This is a genomic window from Mesorhizobium sp. WSM4810, from assembly GCF_055811235.1.
Genome location: NZ_JBVVQV010000035.1, coordinates 1 through 25,333, shown reverse-complemented (window position 1 = coordinate 25,333; position 25,333 = coordinate 1). Strand labels below are relative to the sequence as shown.

Here is a 25,333-nt window from a genome sequence, read left to right as displayed (position 1 = left end):
GTATGTCGGCTACTGGCACTGCGTTCTATATCCCCAAGGCGACGATCTGCCTGGCCGGCATTGCAGCGCGAACCCCGGTAGGCCTACGCCCCGAAAGCGCTGCGGCAGCGGTACGGGCGGGAATATCGGCAATTTCCGAGCATCCCTTCCTCATCGACCGGGACGGCGAGCCCATTCGCTTGGCGCAGGATGCGCTCATGGGCTCTGATGTGCCGCTGGCGGAGCGCATGAGGGAACTGCTGCTTTCTATGCTGCTGCAACTACCGCAGGCTGCAGCGCTGTCGACCAGCGGCCTGAGAACGCTGCTGGTCATCTGTACGCCGGAGCCGCGGCCGGGGCTGCCGGATGGCATCGCCGAACTGCTGGGCCGTGCCGCTATTGAACGCTTCGGTCCGGCGAACCTGCGCGTGCAATCCCTGGCCCACGGACATGCTGCCGGAATCTTTGCGTTCGGTATCGCCGCCAAGGCGATCGATGAAGGCAAGACGGATCTGGCGGTGGTGGCAGGCGTGGACTCCTATCACGACCATCAAACGCTGGATTGGATGGATCAAACGGGGCGACTCAAATCCGAGGTGAACCGAGACGGCTTCTTCCCAGGAGAGGCGGCGGGCGCGTGTCTGCTGGCACGTCGCAATCTGATATCAGAGCTGGGCCTGGGGGCCTTAGCGCGGCTGAGCGCCGTCAGCACTGCGCCCGAGCGGATCAGCATCAAGCGACACGGGGAGGAGGAGGTTTGTGTGGGCGAAGGGCTGAGTTCCGCCTTCCTCGGACTCGGGCCGATCATTGACGCAGACCGGCGCAAAATCACCGACACCTACTGCGATCTCAATGGACAGCGTTACCGCAGCGAGGAGTTGGTCTACACAATCCTGCGAGTTCAGCATCTTTCAGCTGAGGCAACTCACTATTTGCATCCGGCCGACTGCTGGGGCGATGTCGGCGCGGCGTCAGGACCGCTGTTTGCGGCGCTGGCCCACGCCGCTTCCAGCAAGGGCTACAGTCACGGTTCGCGAGCGGCGCTCTGGGCCGGTTCCGAAGGCGGCCAGCGCGCGGTGACGCTGCTGGACTTCCCTGACAATCCGCTAAGAAAGGCCGCATGATGGTTTCCGTTGGGGTCAATCCGCCCAAAACGCCGGTGACCGAGGGCAGCATAGACATGGCGCCGGCGGACGTGCCCAATGTATGTAAGATGCCGGGACCGCCGGCTCCGTTCGTGCCCGTTCCGCTGCCGAATTTTGGACGTTCCGCCGATAGGCTGTCGGATGCCACCTCGACGGTCAAAATCGAGGGGAAGAAGATAGCCATCAAGGGCAGCTACTACATGAGCGCGCCGTCGCCCGATGTGGCGAGCCAGGGCACCGGCGGTGGCGTAGTATCGTCGGCTACGCAAGGAAAGACCGAGTTCGTTGCGCCCGGCTCGATGGACGTGAAGGCAGAAGGCAAGAACATTCAACTGCTCGGCGATCAGATGACAAACAATGGGAGCTAAGAACTCCGCCACCTCGACCGGAAACAAGCAAGCTCCGGACAACAAGCCGATGCACAAATGCGGCGAGTGTAAAAGCTATGGCAGTCTCAAGAACAGCGGAAAGGCAAGCCGCGCCGACGGATCCAGGGTCTGGGAACGCGACCATATCCCCGCCAAGGCCACGCTTTTCAAGCGCGCGAAGGTCATGTTCAATACGATGTCCGCAGATGTCTACGAATGCGCAAAGGGAAAGATCGAATCCCGCGGCATGGCGATCGTGATCCCTCGCAAGTCACATCGCAAATTCAGCAAAACCTGCGGCAGCAAGAACACAAAGAAGCAGATCAGACAGGATGCGAAATCGAAGGATAGTATGACCGCTGCTGTTAACCGAGATACGAAAGCGCTGCAGGACCACCTCAACGACACCGATTGCGGTCCGGCCTACGCAGATGCGGTCAAGGAACTCAAGAAATTCGATTTCGATCAGATGATCAGAGATGCTGTAGAAGAGTGCAAGTAGTCACAAAATGTAACAAGGTGGACCTCCAATGACTCAGCTAAGTTACAAGGATTGGCTCGATCTTTTCGGTCGCACGGCCGAAGACCCCGCGGTGAAAGCTTTGCTGCGATCGGCCGGGGTCACCAAGAGGCTCGTAATGCCTCGCGACGAATTGGATCTTCTCGTCGACATCCAGGGCATGACCGTGAACTTCCAGGACGCAGAACTCTTTGAAGACCTGCCTCCGGTCGGGTCAGGCAATTGCGTTCTTACCGGGGTGGTTCTCCGCCTCGAGAAGAACAAGGCCTCCACCTACGTGGGGCCGTTGCCTTACGACATAAGAAGAGATTCTTCTCAGTCTGATCTGCGTGCCCGGTTTGGCAAACCAAGCGAGTCGGAAGGCGACATCGGGTGGGATCGCTGGATCGTTGCGGACAATCTTACGCTGACCGCCCAGTATACCGGCGACAGGTCCTCGATCGAGGCCTTGATGCTAAGCCTGCCGGAACCCGACTAGCCGCGATTGCGATCGACATTCATGGATTTCAGCAGATCAGTTGCCCTTCTTGGTCGGCCATCGACGGATCCCGACGTGCAGGCGCTACTTGCAAGCCTGAACATCATTCGTCAGCCCTCGATGGACATCGACGAAACTGACGAGGACCCGGTTCTTTCGGCCGAGGATTGGCTGATCAATCGACAGCTCGGCATTGAACTCGGGTTCGAAGCGCGCGCGCATCTGCTCGGCGACGATGATTTCGATCCCTACAGTGAACCCATGCTGCTGTCGCAGGTGTACTTCTATCGCGAGCATGATGAGGTGGAACCATATCGAGGGCGACTGCCCTTCAACATCGGGCTCGATGAGACCCGGGACGCAGTGCGGGCGAAACTCGCAGCCTACGAATCGACCAGGCGATCCTATCTGCGCGATACCTGGGAGATGCCAGAGTGCCGGTTGACCGTCAGCTACGTCGACAACGGCGCGCGGATCGGGTTCGTGCTGTGCCTGATGCGCCCACCCATCATGGCCGCTGATGTGGACGATGCCGCCTTGGTCCCCACGATCGACCAGATCGAGCGGGTAATGGGCAAGCCGCTAGCCGATCCGGAGGTCCGGTTGACCTTCGCGCCGTTACGTCTGGACCAGAATCTGGAAGAAGACGAAACCGGATCGGTTGCCAGTTTCACCAGGCATATCGGGATCGAATTGCGATTTCGCTATATAGATGGAGGTCGCGACCAGATGCTGGCAAACGTTCTGTTTTATCGCGAGCACGAGGCAGAGGGCGCACGTTGGCCCGGGCAGCTTCCGAAAGGGCTTTCGCTCGACGACTCACCTGAACAGATGATGCAAAAGATCGGTCGCCCGCCAGACCATTTGCTGGATGAGGAATTCGAGGGTTACGCAACCTGGCACTTCATAGAATATTCGCTCCAAGTGAAATACAGCACAATGGAAAATTACATCCTTTGTGTGCAAATGGCGGCGGTCGATGCCTCTCTGGCTGCGTGAGCCTTACAGAGTTGCTTCGTCTTCCATGCGCGACTATGCTTCGAACGGTTACGAAAAGGGGTATGCAAGTGAATGATCGCCCCGACTTCTCGCACGCAGGCAGCAACCTCAGCAACGGCCTCGTTATCGGCACCTTCGTGGGACGCGACAGGTCAGGCGACCCGATTGTCTCGGTCCCTCACGGAATCGAAAGCAGGCTGGTTTCTGCGCGCGCGGCCACCACGCTGGAGGCTTCGGATTTCGGGAGTGATGTGGTGGTGATGTTCGACAGTGGCGACCCCGACCGCGCGATCATTCTGGGCCGCCTGCTGCGTCCTCAGCCGGTTGCCGCCAAGGACGTCGCCGTGACCCTGGACGGCGAGCGCCTGGAGCTTTCCGCTGAACGCGAGATAATTCTTCGTTGCGGCAAGGCCAGCATCACGCTGACCCGCACAGGCAAGATCATCTTGCGAGGAACCTATATTCTCAGCCGCTCGTCCGGCCCCAACAAGATCAAAGGTGGCTCGATCCAGCTTAACTAGGGCCTCGGATGTCGCGCCGCGTTATCGAGCATATCGTCGAACAACATGCCGAAGACGCGGCCTTCCTTTGGCTGCAGCGTGACAGGGCGGTCGATGCTCCCGATCAGTACCTCAAGAATTTGAGCAGACTGGACGACCGGCTGGAGGCACATATCGACGGTCTTCGTGTTTCGGGCGAGTGGGGCTGGCAGGTAGCCGAGACGGCCTTCGACCAGTATCAGGAGCCGGGCGAGACTTTCGTGGCTGCCGTCCTTGCCTTCGAGAGCCTGTCCGAGAACAGGATTGGCTACGTTCTAAATCTCGCCGAGGCATCTCCAGATTTGTTCCGAGCCACAGTATCGGCCCTGGGTTGGGTCGAGCCGTATCGAATTCAAGAATGGGTACGCTCCCTTTTGGAGGATCCGCGCCCCATCCGGCGCCTGCTTGGTTTGGCCGCGTGTTCGGTCCGGCGGATCGACCCCGCGATGCGCCTTTCAGAGTTGCTGAACGATACCCCGGCGGTGCGCGCCAGAGCCTTGCGCCTGGCCGGGGAAGTTGGGCGCGTCGATCTGCTCTCCGACATCAAGGCGGCGCTTAATGACCCGCACGAAACTTGTCGATTTTGGGCCGCATGGTCCTGCGTGCTGCTGGGAGACAGGCATGAGGCGCTGGAAATCTTGCGGATGCACGCCAGCCTCGACGGGATTGGTTGGAAGGGCGTGCAACTTCTGTTGCGAGCCGCAGATCATCAAAGAGCCGTGCAATGGCTGCTTAGTCTGCGTGGGGATCGTTCGAAGGAACGTCTGATTGCTGCCGGGGCGGGCACCCTGGGGGACCCCATCTTCGTGCCGTGGCTGACCACACGCATGCGCGACCCGAAGCTCGCACGGCTGGCCGGCGAAAGTTTTGAGACCATAACCGGAATGTCAATCGAGCGCGAAGGGATGCATATCAAGCCGCCGGCTGACGTGGATTTCGAGAATGCGTCGCCAGCCGACTATTTCGCTCGCGACGAGGATCTGGTCTGGCCCGATGTCAGCAAGATTCGCGAATGGTGGCGACGCAACCAGACGGACTTCAGTCAGGGTAAAAGGTATCTGCAGGGCAAGCCTCTGGCGGCGGCGAGTCTGGCGGAGGTCTTTGCAAACGGGACGCTGCGTCAGAGGCGATGCGCTGCTCTTGACTTGGCGTTAAGTGCGCCGGACGCCCCATTGGCCAACAGCTCGGCACGTTCGCTCAAGCGGCTCGCGCCAGCTGGCTGAGACTCGACAGTGGTCCTGTGATCCGAGCGGCCCGCCTGGCGCCCCGCTCATTCATTCATTCCGACTATTTGATGTGTCCTTGGCGCTGTCCCCATTCCAGGACCTTGCCGGCAAGGGGGACACTTACGGCCTGATCACCAAAATATTCCTCGAAGCGAAGCCCTGCCGCGCCAGGGTCATTCGTAAAGAGATCGCTCTCCTGCCGCGCCTCGGGAAACAGTTCAAGAAACGACGCACCCGCGGTCACGGCAAGGGCGGGATTGCCCATCTGTTCAATCAACCACGGCAGGATCGATCGATCGCCCAGCATGCCCGCCGCTCTCACCCCGAGGGAGGCGCTCTGCGGCGAGGTATACAGCGAGCCTATCCAGCTTCGCGCTTCCTTCATCGGCGTCGCCTTCACCGCAGCTCGAAGCGCGCTCAGCGCGTTGTCGTCGCCCTGCACTGCTACCCTCCTCAGTTCAGGAACAGCGAAGTCGCCCGAGCCAAGTTCGCTCAAAGCCCAGGCCGCCCAGAAACGCACCTGCTGGTCCTCATCGGCACCCGCGTTCCTGACTTCGCCCGTCAGATCGGTGCGACCGAGCTTCGCGACCAGCCGAAGGGTCGCCGCACGTACTGACGTGTCGGGATCGCGCAATCGCAACGACAGCATCTGTTTTGGATCGACGCGGTGTTCGACGCAGGCCGACACGCCCAGGAACCGCTTGAACGGGTCACGCGCGTCATCAATCCACGCTCGCACCCATGGCGCAATTACGCGAGGCGCATGCCATGCCAGCGCGCCGAGCAGGCCCCCTGGGCCGTCGATCGCGGTGCGACCCATTTCAACTGCCTGCGCAACATAATCGGCACTCTCGAATTCGAGAGCCGTCCAAGACACGACGAAGAGTTCACCCTTGCCGGGCGATGCCTGATGGAGGGCGAGGACACAGGGCCAAGCCGCCCGGCTGGCGACCCTTATGCCATCGAGGCTTATTTCCAATCTGTCGTCTATGGCCGCCACGGCGTCCAGATCTGGAGGATCGTCAAGGGCTAGACTGTCCCTTTGTGCCCACAACGATGCCGACTGCTCAGCATGCTGCCCTACAATATTCTCTAGGATGATCATTTGGGCAAAGCAGCCGTTCTCTCCCGGTACGCGATGTTGTTAAGGCGCTACCCCGCCATCAGTGAACTGACAACAAGGCTTTCCTCTAGTTTTCGTGGATTTTGGAACCCTTCATGGTGATGTCGCTCGATGCCTTGATATTGATCTTCCCGGATCCGTTGACGGTAATGTCTTTGCCCTTGATGATGATGTTTCCGTCCTTCTTCATGGTGATCGAGGCACTCCCACACGTCAGCGAAATCGAATCCCCGGCGTCGATCGCAAAGTTCTTGCCGATCTTGAAACTGCCGTCGTTGGCAACATCCACGGCACTGGCCTTGCCGACCTTCAGGGTGTGCCCGCCGCCGATGTCGGTGGCGTCATCGGCGCCGATTTTGGCCGATCTGGCCTTGCCGATCTGCGATACGTGGGCGCCGCCGACGTCGAAGCTTTGGTCAGCACTGACCTTTACGGTTTGGCTGGCCCCGACTTTCCAGGTATCGGAGGCACCGATCTCATGACTCTGACCGAGACCCACGCTGACCGAGCGGGTCGCCCCGATGGTGTTCATCTGAACCGCCCCAACGGTTCGGGTTTCGGCAGCACCCACAGAATCAATTCGCGCCGCGCCCACCGTGATCGTCTGCACAAGCGCCACAGTCTGCGTATGGTTGGCCCCGATTGTCTCGGTGGAGTTTGACCCAACATTGATCGTCTCGTTCGACCCCACCGTCAGCGAACGGTTCACTCCCACCGTCTCGGTGTCGTTGTTGCCGATATCCGTGGTCTGGTCGACGCCGACCTTGACCGTCTTGTTGTTGCCGACGTCCTCGTCGAGGTTGTGGCCGACGGAGTGCTTGGCGTCGTGGTCGATGCGGTCGGACTGGTCGTGCTGCACCAGCTTGGTGCGGTCGTTCTTGATCAGAAGGTTGTGATCCTTCTGCGCCTGGAAATTGACCAGTTCGGAGCCGGCCTTGTCCTCGAACATCAGCTCGTTGTAACCGCCGCCGCCTTTCGAAGAGTCGGATTTCCAACCGGATTGCGTGGCGTTGCCCGGCAGTCCGTATGGCGGCATCTGCGAGGCGTTGTAGACGCGGCCGGTGATGATCGGCAGATCCGGGTCGCCTTCGATGAAGTCGACGATCACCTCCTGGCCGATGCGCGGTATCTGGATGAAACCCCAGCCGCTGCCGGCCCAGGTCTGCGACACCCGCACGAAGCAGGAGCTGTTCTGGTCCTTCTTGCCGAGACGGTCCCAGTGGAACTGGACTTTTACCCGGGCATATTTATCGGTGAATATTTCCTCGCCGGATGGGCCGACCACCGTCGCCGTCTGCGGGCCGCGCATGATCGGCCGTGTCGTGACCCGCGGCGGGCGATAGGCCAAGGCGGTCGGCGCCACGCCGAGGATCACCTTGAAGTTCTCGCTTTCGACGTCGGCAAGGGCTCTGTAGCCCGGATCGAACAGCCTGTATTCGGCGCTGACCACCAGATATTCCTGGTTCTGGTCTTCCCTTGGGAAGCCGTCCAGCTTGAAGGTGCAGCCGGAATACAGGCCGCGCACGGTGCCGACTGCAGCGATGCGCTGGTGCACGGCCTGGATTTCCTCGCGCCGTATCGCGGCCAGGCTGTCGCCGCGGCCGACGTCGAGATGCGCGCCCGGCTGGCGGTAGTTCTCGCCCGCGGCCAGCTTGTGACTGAACGGCTGGGCGGATTTGGCCATCAGGTCGGCGCCCGGCTTCTCGAAATCATAGTCGGTATGGACATAGGCGCCCGGCCGCACCGAGCTGCCCGGAATCCATTCCGTGATGTATTCGACATCGCGCCGGGAGCCCTGCCCTTCAAAGTGATAGGGCACCTTTTCATAGCCCGGCGCCGGCTTGAGCTTGTTCATGGCATCGGCGAGCACAAGCGTGTGCTTGCCCTCGTCATGCTCGAAGAAATACAGGATGCCTTCGTGCTCGAGCAGCCGCTGCACGAAATCGAGATCGGTCTCGTCATACTGGACGCAGTACTCACGCGGCGGATAAGACCCTTGCAGGCGCTTCTCGAATTTTGCCGTGCTGTATTTCGAGAAAACCTCCTCGACGATTTCGATGACGCTCATGTTCTGGAAAATACGGCAATCGGTGGTATTGCCAAGAAACCAGAGCCATGGCCTGATGACGGCTTCGTAGTAAGCCAGGCGGTCCTCGATCCGGGCCAGCCGAAACTCGGAGACAAGGCCGCTGAACCAGCGTTTGGGATCGGATTCACCTTCGATCGAAACCGCACCGCCCAGCATCTTCAGCGGATCGACGTCGGGGCTGTTGCTTACGAACCCGACCGTATAGGCCAAACAACGACTGATCTCATCGCGCCCGACAAGATGCGTGAAGGTCAACAGGTCAGCGCCAACCGGCGTCTGCACAACCGTGGCACGTTCGTTCGGCATGGGTCGTGCCCCCTCCCGCCGCTCGTTTCTGCCTGAGCCTAGCACATGTCTTGCACCGACCAAAGGGGACCCTTGGCGGCTGCAGCCTGGTCGCCTGTCGAATCATCGACTTGAACGCTTCTGTGCCGCCGCGCTCAGAAATTGCTGGTATAATGGGGTGTCCTGGGCGAGTTTCCCGACAGGATCGACGGCGATTTTGAATGTTCATCAGGCTGCAGATCAACAATGTCGTCTCCCTGCCCGCCGGTCTGTCGACTGGCTACTCCGCTCGTGATCGCAGCTTTGAAATCGGCCGCGAGGCCTGTGACTGGACCTTGCCCGACCCCGACAAGTTCATCTCCGCCCGACACTGCGAAGTGCGTTACCAGGGAGGCGCGTTCTGGCTGCACGACATCTCGCGCAACGGCACATTCATCAACGGATCGACCCAGCGCATGGCCGGCCCTCACCGGCTCGGTCAAGGCGACCGGTTGCTGATCGGCCGCTATGTCGTCCTGGTTTCGATTGATGACGAGCGCGCCGCGACAAGTGATCCTCGAAGCAGCCACGGTTCGACGCAGCGACAAATGCCTGTCGCAACCGGCGGGCCGCAGAATTTCGCAGACCAGGCTTTCTTCGAGCCGGTGGAGCAACGGCCCGGGCAGAGAGCACCGGTGGCTTCGCCGCCCGCGCCTCTCGCTACGACCAGAGACGAGGTGCTGCGGGACATCGCGATCGCAGCCGGCATCGCGCCGGAACTGCTTCAATCGCGTGATCCGCATGAAGTGGGCGCCGAAATCGGCGCGGTGCTGCGGACGGTTGTCGAGGAGCTGGCCCAGCTGCTGAAGGCTCGTGCGGCTGCGAAAATACTGGCCAAGAGCACGCACCGGACGATGATCAGCGCTGCCGACAACAATCCCCTAAAGTTCGTCCCGGGAACCGACGACATCCTCGAAATCATGTTTGCGCGGCGCAGATCCGGCTACCTTGATGCCAGGCACAGTGTCGAAGACGCGTTCCGCGATCTCAAGACGCACGAATTTGCCACCTATGCAGCCATGCAAGCTGCGCTCTCCCGGCTGCTTGACGATTTGTCGCCTGAGGCGATCAGCAAAAAACTCCCACCGACGTCGTTCACATCGAAGAAGGGCCTGGCCTGGGACGCCTTCGTCGCCAAATGGCGGACCATGGAGGAAGCACACGAAAACGGAATGCTGGACATATTCCTGGCCTATTTCAGCGAAGCCTATGCCAAAGCCGACAAGCAAAAGTAGACCGGGAGCACTGAACCTGGCAGGTGCCCCGAAAATCGGATCGGTTGCTGCGCTTAGCTTCGGCTGCGGAGCGGATCACGTACCAGGTGGAATGTATCCCTGGCGAGCCCAAAGATACGGCGCTGTCGTTGGCGAAGAAAAATCCTTTCGCAGCGCTGCATCTGGTTCCAATCGACCGTTTCTAAGCTTACGATCATTTTCGACAGTTCGCCAGCGGGTAAGGCTGATTGACCTGGGGGTCTGCGGCACATGTCATGTTACGGCGGGTTAGAAAGATATAGTCGATCTTCCTCCAGACACTGCCCTCGTCAGCAGCGCCTGCAGTTCCTGCGCCTGCAGTCCCTGCGCCCGGCCGGGGACCGTCTTGCCCTGATGTGGCGCACACGCCGCACTGACGCGTGGACGGACGTATGGCGATGAGCTCGAAGGACGATCCTTTCGGCCCAGCGGGCAAGACCGTTTTTCGCGCACCGCGCCGCGCTGAGAAATCAGCGCCGGCTCCTCACAGACCTGTTCCCGACGACGAGCAGCCCGGTTCCTCGCGGGTCAAGGATTCAACGGTATTCGATCCGAGTGTCGCTCGGCATGCACCGCCGGGGTGGACATCCGGAACCGTGATTTATCAGGGGGCAGACCCCGGCGCAGCGGCGGCAACCGGCTCAGTTGCGGCGGCGCCGGGCATTCAGCAGGACATCCTGCTGCATGCCACGGACAACGTCAGATATTCCGCAGCAAATCAGATCCTCGCCGCGGCCGCTCCTTTGCTGATGCTGTTTGGCCAGCTCAGGCTTATGGCTGTCGAAAGGCAGGCGGAGCAACTGGCGGAACATGTCGCCGAGGCGATCGAAAAATTCGACCGGACAATGGAGAAAGCCGGTGTTCCCGAAGAAGATGCACGGATCGCAAAATTTGCTCTCTGCGAAACTGCTGACGACCTCATCGGCAACCTGCCTTGGCCCCAGACAGACGCCTGGGCGCAGCACAGCATGCTGTCACAGTTCTTTCAAGTCGTGCCCACCGGCTCGGGCTTCTACCAAGCGCTGAACAAGATACTGGCTGCGCCGGAGGCACACTACGATTTGCTTGAACTGATGCATGCCTGCCTGTCGCTGGGGTTCGAAGGCCAGTACCGAGGCCTTGCGCGCGAGGACAACAATCTCGAACGCGTTCGACGCGACGTCTACGAGACGCTTCGTTACTTCAGGGCGCGCGCCGACGACGACATCTCGCCCCACTGGCAAAGCCTGGCGGTGTCCAGCCCACAGTCGTCGGCCCGGTTGCCGCTCTGGGTGATTGCGGCGGCTGCGTCGGCGCTGCTGACGGCGGCATTCTTCGCATTGCGGATCTTCATTACCAACGAGGGCGATGCCCTTGCCGGCAGGTTGCTGGCGCTCGATCCGTCGACGCCGATCGCCATCGAACGCGCCAGCGTGGTGCCGTCGGCTGCGCCGGTGAAAGTCGCTCCGCCTGTCGCCCCTACCCGTTCCCAGCTCGACCGCATCCATGCGGCACTGGCCAAGACTATCCCGCGCGGCGGGCTGAGCGTCGGCACGCAGGGCAGGTTCATCATCGTGGAGATCAACAATGTCCTGCTGTTCCCGTCCGGCAGGGCCGAGATAAAACCGGAGTTTGGACCAATCGCCGCGGACATCGCCGCCGCGCTGGAACCGGAGCCTGGACCGATCATGATCGTCGCCCACACAGACAATGTGAAGCCGCGGAAATCGAGCCCGTTCAAATCCAACTTCGACCTTTCCATCGCCCGGGCGAAGGCCGTCGCAGCTGTCATGGCGCCACGGTTCAGCAAGCCTTCCCGGATCACCGTCGACGGCAAGGGTGAAGACGAACCGATCGCCGACAATGCGACGCCGGAAGGCCGCGCCCAGAATCGCCGTGTCGACTTGATGATCCCCAAGGAGGAAACGCTGTGAGCACGGCCATTTGGAAGCGCCGATGACGCGCTGGCTGCTGCGGATATTCAGCGCGATCGCGTTGGCCGGTTTCGCGGCAGCCGTCTGGTTTGCCGGACCATTGATCCGCTTTGCCGACACGCGTCCACTGGCACCCGTCTGGCTGCGCGTGACGATCATCGGCGTGATCGTTGCGATCGCGACGCTGCTTTATGGCGTGCGTTTCTGGCAAAAGCGAAAGGCGCAAAAGGCGCTCGAGACGATAGTCGCCCGCAACGACGACAGGGACGACGACTCGCAGGTGCTCGAGACTCGGATGAATGAAGCCATCGCTGCGCTCAAGCGGTCGAGCGGCAAGCGCAATTTCCTCTACGAGGTTCCCTGGTACGTCGTCATCGGCCCGCCTGGTGCCGGCAAGACAACGGCGTTGGTCAATTCGGGCCTGAATTTTCCGCTTGCCGGTTCGGGCGACGCCCAGCCAGTGGCCGGCGTTGGCGGCACACGATCCTGCGACTGGTGGTTCACCGACCAGGCGGTGCTGATCGACACCGCCGGGCGCTACACCACGCAGGATTCCAATGCGCAGAGCGACAAGAAGAGCTGGCTCGCCTTCTTGTCGCTGCTCAAGGGATACCGCACCCGGCAACCGATAAACGGGGTTATTCTGGCCATCAGCCTTGCCGATCTCATCAGCCTCGATGATCGGCAGTTTGACGCCCATGTCGTCGAAATACGCAGCCGTCTGCGCGAAATTCACGAAACACTGAAAATCCAGTTCCCGGTGTACCTGCTCTTCACCAAGGCCGACCTTGTCTCCGGTTTCATGGATTATTTTGGCGGCTTCAACGAGCAGCGCCGCCGCAAAGTGTGGGGCGCGACATTCCAGACCGCCGATCGCAGCAAGAACATGGCCGGTGAGGCACCGGCCGAATTCGACGCACTGGCAAAGCGCCTGGCGGAGGAGATGGCCGACCGCCTGCAGGAAGAGGCCGATCCGGTCGCGCGCATAGCCATCTTTGGCTTTCCAGCTCAATTCGACGCGCTGAAAAGCCGTATTGCCGGTTTCGTCGCCAGCATATTCGATCCGGCCCGCAGCCAGGTGAATGTCAGCCTGCGCGGATTCTATTTTTCGTCAGGCACGCAGGAGGGCACGCCGATCGACCAGGTGCTGGGCGCAATCGGTCGCAGTTTCGGCAGCGCTTCTCGCGCCCATCTTTCCGGCACCGGCAAAAGCTTCTTCCTGCATGATCTTCTGACCGGCGTCATTTTCGCGGAATCCGGCTGGGTTTCATACGACAAATCGGCTGAAAGGCGTGCAGCGATCGCCAGGTATGGCGGCCTTGGCGCAATAGCATTGATGGCTGCTGCGGCTCTGGGCACCCTGGCCCTGAGCTTTTCAGCCAACAGGTCGCTGATCGCTTCCACCACGCAAGCTGCAAGCCAGTATCGCGAGACGGCAGACCCGCTCCTCAAAAGCACTGAAGTCGCCGACGTCGACCTTGAAAACGTCATCGGCCCGCTCGACCAGTTACGCGAACTGCCGGCCGGGTTTGACACCGGTGCCTTGCCGATCCCGATCCAGGAGACGTTCGGTCTCAGTCAGCGGCAAAGACTGCTTTCGGCATCAAAGACAGCTTACCGGCAGGCGCTGGAGCGCATGTTCCGCTCGCGCCTGCTGCTTCAGGCCGAACGGACGATCCAGGCCAGGATGGCTGATCCCACCGCGCTCTACGAACCGCTGAAGATCTACATGATGCTTGGCGGCAAGGCGCCCAAGGTCGACGACGAACTGATCGTGTCGTGGATGAGGCAGGACTGGGAGCAGAACCGGTATCCGGGTGAAAACAACCGCGAGGGACGGGCGCAACTCGAAAAGCATCTGCGCGCCATGCTGGCGTTGGACGACGCCTATGATCCGGTTTTCGAACTCAACCAGCCACTTGTCGAAGCCGCTCAACGCTCGCTCGGACGCATGAGCCTTGCCGATCGTGCCTCTGCCCTGGTGAAGTCGGCGGTATACGCCGCAGCACTGGACGATTTTTCAGTCTCCGTCAAAGGCGGCCCGGAAGCGCAGCTGTTGTTCGAGCGTGTCGATGGTGGCGATCTGTCGGGCCTGCGCGTTCCCGGTATCTACACCTATAGCGGCTTCAACAACTTCTATCTCGCACAACTCTCGCGCATCGCGCAGATGCTTGTCGATGACCAGTGGGTTCTCGGCGGCGGCGCCGAGCAAGGCGGCATCGACCAGGAATTGCCAAAACTCGGTCCCGAACTTGTCGAGCGCTATGGCAGGGAGTTCGCCGCGGCGTGGAACGGCGTTCTCGAAAAGCTGAAGTTCAAGCCAATGCTGGAGGACAAGCCGGACTATATCGCGCTCTCCGCCGCCGCGTCACCAAGCTCGCCAATCGACCAGCTTTTTACGGCGATAGCCGACGAAACAGCGCTGACGCGAGAAGCTGGTTCCAGTGAAGAGTCAGGCTCCGGGGCCGAAGCCGGCATGCTTCAAAACCAGCCGCAAAACGCTGCAGATATCGCCAGCGGATTGGCCCGCATCGGCATTCAAATCGCCGGCGGCAAATCGCAAAGCCGGGCCGGCACGGGGTCCGCTCGCGCGCAAAACCAGTACCCCGGGGCGAACATCGAAGCGCAATTCAGATCATTCCAGGCTTTGGTGAGCGGTCCCACTGGGCGCCGCCCGATCGATGCACTGACCCAGAATTTCCGCGACATCCATCAAAGCCTGCAATTGGCGGCCGATATCCCTTCGCAAACGGAACGCGCCAACATGAATCTGCAGCTGCAGATATCCACGCTTCGCGCCAATGTCTCGCGGCTGCCCAAGCAACTCGCCCGAATGGTTACTGCGACCGCCGACGAGCTTGACGGCAACGTCGCAGAAACCTCGCTGACGAATTTGAACCAGCTGCTCGACCAGACGGTCACGCGCGCCTGCGAGGAGATGGTCGAGGGCCGTTATCCCTTCGCCAGCGATGGCCCGGAGGATATTGCGATGGCGGATTTTGCGAAACTGTTCGCTCCAGGCGGGCTGATGGACCGGTTCTTCGCACAGAATCTCGCATCGCTGATCGACATGACCGGCCAGGACTGGAACTGGAAGCAGGATGCGCGTTTCGGGCGCGACCTGTCGAAGTCGACCTTGAAAAACTTCCAGCTGGCGGCGGAAATCCGCAACGCCTTCTTTCCTTCAGGTGGTTCGGTGCCGTCGGTCAGTGTCACCTTTACACCGTTTTCACTGCATGGCGATGCCGATACGGCGGTACTCGACGTCGATGGCCAGATCGTCCAAAGCAACCAGGCCGGCAACGCGCCAAGCACGGTGACCTGGCCGAGCGGCATGGCTTCCGCGTCGGCGAGCCTGAGCCTCATTCCCGAAATGCCGGGCCGTGAGTCCGCGATCAAGTTCGACGGTCCGTGGGCACTGAAGCGCCTGCTGGACAAGGCCGATATCACCAGCACCGGCGGCAACACGCAAGCCCGCTTCGTGATCGGCGGACGCGATGTCGCCTATACGGTCCAGGCCAGTTCGGACCAAAACCCTCTCTTCCTTCCTGCGCTTTCCGGGTTCAGCTGTCCAAAGGCGTTTTGAGATGATTTTTGAATTTCCCAACACGGTGCGGCTGTCCATCGGCAACAGATGGGCGGACGTTTATTTCGATACTCTAACGTTCGAGCCTGTGGCAAACTGGCGCGAGCGAGCACCTGACGGGGCGCCGCAGAGGACGCTTGAGAAGCGCTTGGTGGCAAAGTGAACACTGTCGCCCTTCCCTTTGAAAGCTTCGGCGTTAGCCACAGAGGCTGTGTCCGTGAGCTCAACGAAGACAGCTATCTGGTCGAGCCGGAAACCGGCCTGTGGGTGGTAGCCGATGGAATGGGTGGCCATGATGCCGGGGAAGTCGCTTCGGCCAGCATCGTCGATCATCTGGCAACGATCGGCATTGCAAGCTCTGCACCGGATCTGCGCGCGCGCTTCGAGGACCGGCTGAGCCGGGCCAACGCCGAAATCCGCAGGATATCGCAATCCCGTGGGGTAACCATTGGCTCCACTGTCGCCGCCCTGCTGGCGATGGATGGGCGGTTTGCCTGCCTGTGGGCAGGCGACAGTCGCGTCTACCTGATCCGCAACGGCTCGATCTCGCAGATTTCGAAGGACCATACCGAAGTCCAGGAACTTCTCGACAAGGGCATGATCAGCGCAGCCGAAGCACTCGCCTGGCCGCGCCGCAACGTCATCACCCATGCGGTCGGCGTCAGCGACGAGATCGTGATCGATTTCCAGCAAGGCGAAATCATGCCGGGCGACATATTCGTGTTGAGCACCGACGGGCTGACAGCGCATGTCACAGACGCCGAGATCGAGGCGGCGGCGGTGTCGGCGACACCTCAGGCGGCCTGCGAAAACCTGCTGCAGATGGTGCTGGCGCGCGGGGGAACGGACAATGTCACGATCGTGCTCGTCAAGATCGGAGACGGGCGCAATGGGGCCTATCCCGGTCCTTCCAGAGCGGAAGGCTGAGGCCGATGAGCGCCGACGACAAGACGCGGATATCGCCTGACGTGGCCACCACAGCGGTCGGCACGCAACTCAGCGGCATCTATGAACTGGACGAGCGAATCGCATTCGGTGGCATGGGCGAAGTCTACCGTGGCCACAACATCCAGACCGGCGACCATGTCGCCATCAAGATCGTATTGCCCGAGTTCGCCCGTGACCAGACGATCCTGTCGCTGTTCCGCAAGGAAGCGACGATCCTCAATCATTTGTCGCACGACGCGGTCGTGCGCTATCACGTCTTCACGATCGACCCGGGTATCGGCCGCCCCTACCTCGCCATGGAGTTCGTCGACGGCCAATCGCTGTTCGATATCATGGGACGTGGCCCGATGCCGACGGAAGACGTGCGCAAGCTCTGCCATCGTCTGGCTTCCGGCTTGAGCGCCGTGCACCAGGCCGGAGCGATACACCGCGACCTCTCCCCGGATAACATCATCCTGCCAGGAGGCCGGGTCGATCGCGCAAAGATCATCGATTTTGGCATCGCGCGATCGGCGACCGTCGGCGGCGAGACGCTGATCGGCGGAAAGTTCGCGGGAAAGTACAATTACGTTTCTCCCGAGCAACTCGGGCTGTACAGCGGCGATGTCAGCGAGCAATCCGACATCTACAGCCTGGGCCTGGTGCTGGCCGCTGCTCTGCGCGGGAAACCGATCGACATGGGCGGCTCCCAGTACGAGATCGTGGAAAAACGCCGAACCGTTCCGGACCTCTCCGACATCGACGCCGATTTTCGTGGAATTGTCGAGGCCATGCTGCAGCCGGACCCACAAGACCGGCCGATCAGCATGGCCGATATCGCCAGGGCGACACGTGACGACACGGACGAGGAGACAAGGCCGCCAACGTCGATCACACCGCGCGACCGGACGCCGCGAACCGGGGGAACCGCCGCGCCTGGCCCCAGGCTTGCCGGCCCCGAGATTGCCGGCCCCAAGATTGCAAGTCAATCTCCGGCGGCCGCCGGTGAGCAGCGCTTCGTTCCGCATGTCCGGCCGGCGCTTCTGTCCGAGCCAAGGCCGTCGCCAGTTGCCGGTCCTGCTCGGGCGGTCTTGCCAAAGGTCCCGGCAAAGTCCGCCAGGACCCGATCGATCGCGATCGCTGTCCTGGCGACATTGGCTGTCGCGTCGGGTGCAGGCGTTTATCTCAGCGGCGTGATGGCGCCTTCCACGCCGACCGCCGGCGACACAGCGTTCTTGTCGCCAAAAGCATCCAAACCGGGTCCGACGGACAGCGCGGCAAATTCGCCGGGCGATGAGCCGGCAAAAGCAGTTGCACCTGAGCAGTCACGAACAGAAGCCACTGCGCCGCCAACCGAAAGTCAGGCAGGCGCGGATCAAAAGTTGGAGCCGGCACGGCCCGCCGAAGTCCTCTCACCATCCGAGGAAACCCCGGAGCGGTTGGCATCGGAAGAAAGCTCGGAGCCGGCGGCATCCGCGGAAATCTCGGAGCCGGCAGCAGAAGAAGCGCAGTTGCCAGCTGAAAATCGGGCAGATGCCGCGGCGGATCAAAGGCTGGAGCCGACGCGGCCCGCCGAAGTCCTCTCGCCAACCGAGGAAACCCCGCAGCGGGCGGCCGCCGAGGACACCTCGGAGCCGGCGGCAGCCGAGGCGCCATCGCCAGCTGAAGATCGGGCAGATGCCGCGGCTGATCAAAAGTTGCAGCCGACACCGCCCGCCGAAGTCCTTTCGCCAACCGAGGAAACGCCGGTTCCGCCGCGCATCCAGGTCGCGCCAATGCCGCCGGCCGACAAGGCCTCGCCGCCCGCAGCGGTCCAGCCCGAAATGATGGAGAGCCGGAAGCCCGATCGGCCGGCCAGCCAGCAGGCACAACCCAAGGCGGCCGGGCGGGTGCCCGAACCCGCGGCAAGCCAGACGGATGATGCGAACGCAAAACGGCAGCAGGACGAGCCGGCGGCAGGCAAACAGCCGGGCGAAGCCACTGTTGCCTTGAACGTGCCGAAACCGGACCTGGAACTGCCGCCGAAAAATGCCCTCGACCCCGCTGCGCAACGGGTCTCCTGGGTGCGGGACTTCAACGGCGGCGACTGTTTCTATGCGACGTTGACGTCGGCAACCGAGGCCGCCGCCGCCATCGAAGGATTGGGCACGGAGGTCCAGCCGTTCGAACGAATGCTGTCCGATTTCCAGGCAAGATTCCGTGTCGAACCGGACATCAGCGTCCGCCTCATTGAGCCGGCTCAATGCGAAGTCACCAACTTTCTGCGCTTTCTGGACCAGATGCCGGCTGACAAGCCGCAGCTTGTTCTCGATCGAACGACGGTGCCGAGCGGCTCGCCGATCGGTGGCACGCTGGTGACGCAGGGCGGCCTGATTTCCAGCGTGCTGCTGATCGACCACAGGGGCATGGCATTCAGCCTCGACGATCTTATGCTGGCGCAAGCGGACAAGGCGACCTTCAACATTCCGATCGATCTCGGCGCAGCCGACAAGGCGGCCGGCAAGGTCGTGCCGCAGATCATAATGGTGATCACGGGTCCACAGGATATTCACGCTGCGGCGTTCTCCGAGCCGACACCAGCCGCGCTGCTGTTGCCCAGGATACTCGAAGAGATCGACGCCAACCGAGCTGAGTTCTCCGCCACGGCAAAGTACTTCCGGCTCGGCGGGTAGCATGGACGCCGATGGACCTCCGCAGCTCGCGTTTTTCCTTCCTGACCGCTGTCCCGCCCAACAATCAGCGTGACTGGCTTCGCAGCCTGCTTGCCCTGACAGGCCGTACCAGACTTGTGGTGATATTGGGCGCGACATTGCTGGCTCTCCTGTCGTCCCACGAAGCGCGCGCCGAATTCACCGTCTGCAATCAGACGCTCGACGTCGTCAATCTCGCTGTCGGCCAAAAGGTCGACAATGCGGACCAGACCGATGGCTGGTGGACCATCGGCGCAAATCAGTGCGTGAACGTCATCCGCGAGGAACTCACCAACCGCTACATCTACATCTATGCGACGGACGTTTTTGGCCATGCGACCCTGACCGGGTCGACCGAAATGTGCATCGACCGGCGGCGTTTCTCGATACGCGGCATCGATGAATGCTGGCAGCGCGGCCATATCGCCGCACGATTTCTCGAAGTCGATACGCTTGAACAGGTGCGGTGGACCTTTTTTCTGACCGGAAGCAATCCGTGACGCACAGTATCGACACAAGCTTCAGGCAGAAAAAGCAGGCGCGCGCCGCCCTGCGAAGACGCAGGCTCTGGCGCAGGCTGCTTGCCGGTCTTGCTGTGGCTGTCCTGTTGTCGATCGCTGCCGGCTTCTATCTCACCGCCGATTATTGGTCGTTTGGCGACGAAGATGAGGAGTTGCGCGCCGTCGAGGGAACCGACGATGTGCCGGCCGACGCATCTGTCTATGTGCCTGCCATCATCGATCTCCCGGGCGACCCGATGTGGATCACCCTTGCGCCCGACACCGGCGGCGCAACAAAAAGCCAGGTGATCCCGCGGCCGGCAGAGCTGGATCAGGCCGGCGTTTCTCCGCAGATCGAAATTCTGTCCGACGTGATGCTTAGCGCCAGCGAAAAGTTCATGACAACGATACCGTCGACGCAAGAAGATTTCGCTTTCTTCCAGGCGCAGCGACAGACCGCGCCGGCGCCATCCGACGAGCTGCAAAACGATGTTCAGCCACCGCCCGTTCCAAACGAGGCTCCGGTTGCTTCGGACCCGCAGGGGGATACCGATGATGCCGAAGCAGGTTGGGGCGAAACAATCGATTCAGGCGAGGCAGCCCTTCCCGCGTTCCAGAAAACCCAGATCGAAAACAACACAAGCGTTGCAAATGTCATCAGTGAACATCAACGATACGAGGCTACCGAGGACATTTTCGTAAAGATCCTCAACGACCGCAGCCTGGACAGCGTTGCGCTCGATGCGCATTTCTCCGCCGAGGATGCCAGGCTGGCAGGCGAGGCACTGAAGGCGCTTTTCAATCGGGAGAGCCTTGAGCCAGGTCATGTCGTCGCCATGCGCGGTTTCAGGCCGACGCGCGAGACGACAACCATGTCCCTCATGCAGGTTTCGATCTACGCCAAGAACGTATTTGTCGGCACGCTGACGCGCAATGCCGCCGGTGTGTTTGTGTCTGGTGTCGACCCGTGGGTCCGCGAAGATTTATTCAACTACTCGGGCGCACAGGCGCAAGGCACGCACAAAAGGCAATACCGGCTGCTCGACGCGATCTACTCGACAGCAGCGCGCAACAAGGTTCCAACCGGCGTGATCGGAGAAGCGATCATGTATCTGTCGCGAGGACAGGATCTGGATGCCTTCGCCAGCGAAGACCAGCGTCTGGTCCTGATCTATTCGCAAAGGCCGCGTGGCAAGGAAGAGACGGCCGGACGGGTGCTGTATGTTGGCGTCCGGGGTAGCGAGAAAAGCCTTGACTGTTTCGTGTTCCAGCAGACCGACGGCCAGTATGCATGCGTCAGCGGCGACGATCAGGTTCGCTCGCTGACAGTCGCCAACGGCATGGTCACACCGGTCAACGGGGTCATGACCTCGACTTTCGGCCCACGCAAGCACCCAATCCTCGGAACCGTTCGTATCCACAAGGGCGTCGATTGGGCGGCGCCTCTGGGCACGCCGATAGCCGCCGCCTTCGACGGCGAAATCGTCTTTCAGGGCGATGGAAGTGGTTACGGCAATTTGGTGAAGATTTCGCACGGGGACGGCAGCGAGACGCGCTATGCGCATATGCAGAAATTCGCTGACAAGGGCGGTGTCGGCGCGAAGGTGAAGGCAGGCGATATCATTGGCTACATCGGCACCACCGGTGTTTCGACCGGGCCGCACCTGCATTTCGAACTCTATCGCAACGGCCAGGCCATCGATCCGCTGGGCACGGTTACGGCAATCGCGACGGACGCTTCCGCTGTCGAAACCCTGACCGAGCGTATCGTTCAAGTCGAAAGTGGCGGCAAAGCCCGCGCCAAGAACCCGCTTTCTTCGGCGACCGGCGCCGGTCAGTTCATAACCAAGACGTGGATCCGGATGATGAACACCTACCGCCCCGAACTGGCGCGGACACTGTCAACCGCCGACCTGCTCGCTCTGCGTTTTGACGCCACCATCTCACGCGAGATGGTCAGCAATCTGGCGCGCGAAGGCGAAGCCTATCTTCGGGCACGCGGCCACCAGATCACAGCCGGCCGGCTTTATCTCTGTCATTTCCTGGGAATGGAAGGCGCCCATCAAGTGTTGTCGTCGCCGGGCTCGGCGCAATTGAACGCCGTGCTCGGATCGGCCGTCATTCAAGCCAACCCGTTCCTCACCGGCAAGTCCGCCAGCTATGTCGTGAGCTGGGCCGAAAGGAAAATGGGGCGGAAGCTGAGCCCGGCGATGGTTGAAGTGAGCCAACAAACAACGACAACGACGGAAGTCCGGCAGACATCGCCCGAGTTCGAAAAATACAAGCAGGCGATCACGGCTCTCATAGGCTCGATGCAGAATACCCTTTGAACGTGCTTCTCGAGGCGCGCGAGTTTGCCGTTAGTCCATTGGCGTTCCTGCTGCCAAGTGCTACTATAGCCAACTTTTTTTGGGCCTTTGTGAACCAAAACTGTGGTCGAGATCACATACGCCCAGGAGCCATTTTGGCATGCGCAGACATCGATAGTGCGCCCCGGCGGGCGGAGGGCTGGACCATGAAAGCATTTGCCGTCTTTCTGAGCGGGTTTGTCCTGTTGGTCATCACGTCGCTTGGAGCCGAGGCTGCCGCGCCTGATGCCAAACGCGTAGCACTGGTCATCGGCAACAGTAAATATGTCCATGCCGTTGCCTTGCCCAATCCCGCCAACGATGCGCACCTCATCGCATCCACGCTACGCAATGCCGGCTTCCAGGTGATCGAGGGGCTCGATCAAGACAATGCAGGCATGCACAGCCTCATCAGTCGGTTTACCGAGCAATCCTACGATGCCGAGCTCGCCGTCATTTTCTATGCCGGCCACGGCATGCAGGTCGACGGCAAGAATTTCTTGATTCCGATAGACGCCGAACTGACATCGCCCGCTCATCTCAAGACCCGCACCGTTCAGATCGACGACTTCATGGCAGCGTTACCAGCCGAGCCGGCGATCGGCGTCATCATCCTCGATGCCTGCCGCGACAATCCATTGGCCAGGACGCTGGCCGCCTCGATGCCGAAGAGCCGTTCCGCCTCGTTTGGCTCCGGACTGGCGCCGATTGAAGCAAGATCGGACGGCGTTGGAACCGGCGGAGTCTTGATTGCGTATGCAACCGACCCCGGCGCCATCGCTTTCGACGGCAACGGCGTAAACAGTCCCTACTCCGCGGCGCTCGCCAGACACCTGACTGAACCTGGCGTTGAAATCCAGAGCGCGCTGACGCGTGTGCGCGGCCAGGTGACCGAAACGACACAAGGTCGCCAAAGACCTTGGCACAACGCATCACTGGGACGCGAGGTCTTCCTGGGACAGTCCAAAGCGGAAGCGGCGCCTGCCACAAAACCGATCGCTGGTGCGTCCGGCGCGATGACACCGGCGCCTGCCCCGGTGACCAACGAGCCTCCTTCCTGGGAGGTTGAGCAGCGTCTGTGGGACGAAGCTTCCAAGCGCAATTCCATTCCGTTCTACGAAGCCTATCTTGAACAGTTTCCGAGCGGCCGCTTCGCCACGGTGGCACGGCTGAACATCGACCAGTTGAACGAACCGAAGGCCGAAGATCGGCAGGTCCCGGCAGTCGATGAGGACGAGGCCAACGCAATTTCCGGCTCAGCCGTTCGCACCTCGGTTGGGGTTTCGGACGAGGTGAAGCAGGCCCCGGGCACCGAGTTGACGGAAAGCGCGATCGGTCTCGATCGCCAGGGCCGCATCGATCTGCAGTTGCGCATCGAAGCCTTGGGCAACGAGCTTGGCCGTATCGACGGAAACATAGGCCCAAAAACCCGCCAGGCAATCGGCATCTGGCAAGCGAAAAACGGCCTGCCGCAGACGACCTTTTTGACACGCGAGCAACTGACGTTCCTGGTGATCCAGACGGATCCAATGATGGATTCGGTGCGCGCCAGCTACGCTGCCGATCTGGCTCGAGCACAGCCGAAGAAACAGGTGCAGCAGGCCCGCACAAAGAAGCCGGTGGCACAGAAGGCCCGCACACAAAAGCCGGTGGTGGCACAGAAGCCCCGCAGGCAGCAGGTCGTGGTTCGACGGGATGTTCCGCCGCCGGACAACAACGACTTCCTCACCAAGGCGCTGATTTTCGGCACCGGTGTGGCCGTGGGTGGCGTGCTCAACAACAACTGACGAGCCAGTTTCAGGCGTGTCGACGCTGGCCGTGCCTCGGTGGTCGGAGCGGCCCTACTCAGTCCTTATCCGCATTTCCACCCGGCGGTTTACCGGATCGAATGGATTGGGGTTGCGCGGGCTCGCTTCGCCCAGGCCTGTCGCTTTGATGCGGGCAGGATCGATGCCGTTCGAGGTGAGGAAGGTTGTTACCGATCTGGCTCTGCGTTCCGACAGCCCCTCGTTGTAGCGCTCCGAGCCGGATGCATCTGTGTGACCCTCGACAACGAAGTTCAAAGTGCTCAGTCGGCTGTCCTTCAGTGCCTTGGCGAACTCGTCCAGTTCAGCGCGCGCAGTCGCATCGAGTTCCGCAGAATCAAGGCCGAAATTGATCAGCATGTCGAGGCTGGTTTTTTCGGCAGGCGCTGCCTTGTTCTTGCTGTTGCACTCTTCTTCGGTGCCGACGCAAATTCCACGCGGCGGGCCGAGCTCGCTCGCCGCGTCAAAAAACTTCACGATGTCTTCTGATTTCTGAAGTGGATCAGCAAAAGCGTGGGTCGAATAAAACGCGACCGTAAACACGAAGGCTAAACTGCCCAACCGCATAACGGTTACTCCTGTCTTGAGCATCGATTTCATCGACTGCGGACAATACCAAATTGCGAAGCGGTTGTCTGTCAATAAACGTCAAGCATACGAGTGATGGAGGGCAGTCGCATCTTGCCAGGGACTGGAGACTTGACCCGCCCGGTCCAGGGCTTCAGTGTCGATTGTTCCCTGGGGAAAAAGCGTGGCGCCATGGCCAATGAGCTTCGATTCAAAACGGCACGGGACCTTTTCATGGCCTGCCCCGCTGTTTCCAGGGACATGGTGGCACTTCCGACCGAACAGCCTTCAATCGAATTTTGCCGCGCCCTGCTGGCCGGGCGGGTGCCCGAGGAGGCGATTACGTTCTGTGCCTACCTGCTTCCCGAGCGGGCTGCAGTGTGGTGGGCCCATGAATGCCTGAGCCACCTCACCGTTCTGCTCGACAGCAGGGATCAGGAATTGCTCGCGGTTGTTCGTGACTGGGTCAGCCAACCGGAGAGCCCTCACCATCGCCCGGAAGTGAGCGAGGCTGCGGCAATGCAGCCAACAACGCCGGCCGCCTGGATTGCCCTGGCTGCAGGACGGCACGGCAACGGTTCAGCCATGGAGGCGCCAGCGCTATCGGCCTTGCCGACAGCCGCCCGCGCTGTGAGTGCGGGGGTTCTGGCCGGACTGGCACGCGTTGCGTTGGAGGACCGCTTTTCCGTTCTTTCCGCGTTTGTCGAAATGGGCATCCAGTTGGCAGAGACAGAGGCGCTGCGCCAATCAGCGGATACGAGTTAGATCGTAGCCCGGATCCGCAAGCGGGATACGTTCAAATTGAACTGAGAATCCGGCTCTATCTCTTTGATTAAGCCGCATTCCTGCGACGCAAGGTGATTCCACTTGGCTGCAGAATTCTCTGAATTAGTTGCCTGGCTAACCTGCAGCCGCCATTCACCGTTATCCCCAGCCTCCGCCGCCTCCGCCGCC

General features: G+C 61.0%; 20 protein-coding genes. 16 read left to right on the top strand and 4 right to left on the bottom strand.

What is annotated here, in order from left to right:
- Window positions 1-2 precede the first annotated feature (2 nt).
- The 7 genes from AC0L3O_RS31350 (at window position 3) to AC0L3O_RS31320 (ending at window position 5,251) form a co-directional block, all read left to right on the top strand.
- On the top strand, window positions 3-1,103 hold the full coding sequence (locus AC0L3O_RS31350) for a beta-ketoacyl synthase N-terminal-like domain-containing protein (protein ID WP_287228708.1): 1,101 nt from the start codon (window positions 3-5) through the stop codon (window positions 1,101-1,103).
- A complete protein-coding gene (locus tag AC0L3O_RS31345; protein ID WP_126040110.1) occupies window positions 1,100-1,492 on the top strand; it encodes a PAAR-like domain-containing protein in 393 nt (130 codons plus the stop codon). The genes AC0L3O_RS31350 and AC0L3O_RS31345 overlap by 4 nt, the downstream gene beginning before the upstream one ends.
- Window positions 1,482-1,994, top strand: a complete 513-nt coding sequence (locus AC0L3O_RS31340) for a hypothetical protein (RefSeq protein ID WP_287228706.1) — start codon at window positions 1,482-1,484, stop codon at window positions 1,992-1,994. Before AC0L3O_RS31345 ends, AC0L3O_RS31340 begins: the two co-directional genes overlap by 11 nt.
- Before the next feature lie 136 nt (window positions 1,995-2,130).
- Entirely contained in the window at window positions 2,131-2,490 is a 360-nt protein-coding gene (locus AC0L3O_RS31335; RefSeq protein ID WP_287228705.1) for a hypothetical protein, read from the top strand.
- A gap of 21 nt (window positions 2,491-2,511) precedes the next feature.
- Window positions 2,512-3,489, top strand: coding sequence for a hypothetical protein (locus tag AC0L3O_RS31330; RefSeq protein ID WP_287228704.1), 978 nt, complete (start codon window positions 2,512-2,514; stop codon window positions 3,487-3,489).
- Between the two features lie 62 nt (window positions 3,490-3,551).
- Window positions 3,552-4,010: a DUF6484 domain-containing protein gene (locus AC0L3O_RS31325; RefSeq protein ID WP_287228703.1), complete on the top strand. Its 459-nt coding sequence runs from the start codon at window positions 3,552-3,554 to the stop codon at window positions 4,008-4,010.
- Window positions 4,011-4,018: 8 nt separating this feature from the next.
- Entirely contained in the window at window positions 4,019-5,251 is a 1,233-nt protein-coding gene (locus AC0L3O_RS31320; protein ID WP_287228701.1) for a TIGR02270 family protein, read from the top strand.
- A gap of 64 nt (window positions 5,252-5,315) precedes the next feature.
- On the opposite strand, the gene AC0L3O_RS31315 is transcribed toward AC0L3O_RS31320, so the two are convergent.
- On the bottom strand, window positions 5,316-6,359 hold the full coding sequence (locus AC0L3O_RS31315) for a HEAT repeat domain-containing protein (protein WP_473617567.1): 1,044 nt from the start codon (window positions 6,357-6,359) through the stop codon (window positions 5,316-5,318).
- Between the two features lie 85 nt (window positions 6,360-6,444).
- Window positions 6,445-8,772, bottom strand: coding sequence for a type VI secretion system Vgr family protein (locus AC0L3O_RS31310; protein ID WP_473535154.1), 2,328 nt, complete (start codon window positions 8,770-8,772; stop codon window positions 6,445-6,447).
- Window positions 8,773-8,972: 200 nt separating this feature from the next.
- On the opposite strand from AC0L3O_RS31310, the gene tagH reads away from it, so the two are divergent.
- The 8 genes from tagH (at window position 8,973) to AC0L3O_RS31270 (ending at window position 23,794) form a co-directional block, all read left to right on the top strand.
- Entirely contained in the window at window positions 8,973-10,025 is a 1,053-nt protein-coding gene (gene tagH / locus AC0L3O_RS31305; protein ID WP_473535153.1) for a type VI secretion system-associated FHA domain protein TagH, read from the top strand.
- Window positions 10,026-10,639: 614 nt separating this feature from the next.
- Entirely contained in the window at window positions 10,640-11,956 is a 1,317-nt protein-coding gene (gene tssL, locus AC0L3O_RS31300) for a type VI secretion system protein TssL, long form (RefSeq protein WP_473617566.1), read from the top strand.
- Between the two features lie 22 nt (window positions 11,957-11,978).
- Entirely contained in the window at window positions 11,979-15,542 is a 3,564-nt protein-coding gene (tssM, locus tag AC0L3O_RS31295) for a type VI secretion system membrane subunit TssM (protein ID WP_473535151.1), read from the top strand.
- A 159-nt stretch (window positions 15,543-15,701) separates the two neighbouring features.
- On the top strand, window positions 15,702-16,469 hold the full coding sequence (locus AC0L3O_RS31290; RefSeq protein ID WP_128172598.1) for a PP2C family protein-serine/threonine phosphatase: 768 nt from the start codon (window positions 15,702-15,704) through the stop codon (window positions 16,467-16,469).
- Window positions 16,470-16,474: 5 nt separating this feature from the next.
- Window positions 16,475-19,141, top strand: a complete 2,667-nt coding sequence (locus AC0L3O_RS31285) for a serine/threonine-protein kinase (protein WP_473617564.1) — start codon at window positions 16,475-16,477, stop codon at window positions 19,139-19,141.
- Window positions 19,142-19,152: 11 nt separating this feature from the next.
- A complete protein-coding gene (locus AC0L3O_RS31280) occupies window positions 19,153-19,659 on the top strand; it encodes a DUF1036 domain-containing protein (RefSeq protein WP_473617563.1) in 507 nt (168 codons plus the stop codon).
- A complete protein-coding gene (locus AC0L3O_RS31275) occupies window positions 19,656-21,989 on the top strand; it encodes a M23 family metallopeptidase (RefSeq protein ID WP_473617562.1) in 2,334 nt (777 codons plus the stop codon). Before AC0L3O_RS31280 ends, AC0L3O_RS31275 begins: the two co-directional genes overlap by 4 nt.
- A gap of 185 nt (window positions 21,990-22,174) precedes the next feature.
- On the top strand, window positions 22,175-23,794 hold the full coding sequence (locus tag AC0L3O_RS31270) for a caspase family protein (RefSeq protein WP_473617560.1): 1,620 nt from the start codon (window positions 22,175-22,177) through the stop codon (window positions 23,792-23,794).
- Window positions 23,795-23,848: 54 nt separating this feature from the next.
- Here the strand turns inward: AC0L3O_RS31270 and AC0L3O_RS31265 are convergent, their stop codons facing one another.
- Window positions 23,849-24,379 (bottom strand): OmpA family protein, encoded by a 531-nt coding sequence (locus AC0L3O_RS31265; RefSeq protein ID WP_128172594.1) that lies wholly within the window; start codon window positions 24,377-24,379, stop codon window positions 23,849-23,851.
- Between the two features lie 132 nt (window positions 24,380-24,511).
- Between AC0L3O_RS31265 and AC0L3O_RS31260 the strand changes: the two genes are divergently transcribed.
- Window positions 24,512-25,144, top strand: coding sequence for a DUF6931 family protein (locus tag AC0L3O_RS31260; protein WP_473617559.1), 633 nt, complete (start codon window positions 24,512-24,514; stop codon window positions 25,142-25,144).
- On the opposite strand, the gene AC0L3O_RS31255 is transcribed toward AC0L3O_RS31260, so the two are convergent.
- A partial coding sequence (locus tag AC0L3O_RS31255) for a hypothetical protein (protein WP_473617558.1) occupies window positions 25,141-25,333 on the bottom strand: 193 nt, incomplete at its 5' end. The genes AC0L3O_RS31260 and AC0L3O_RS31255 overlap by 4 nt on opposite strands.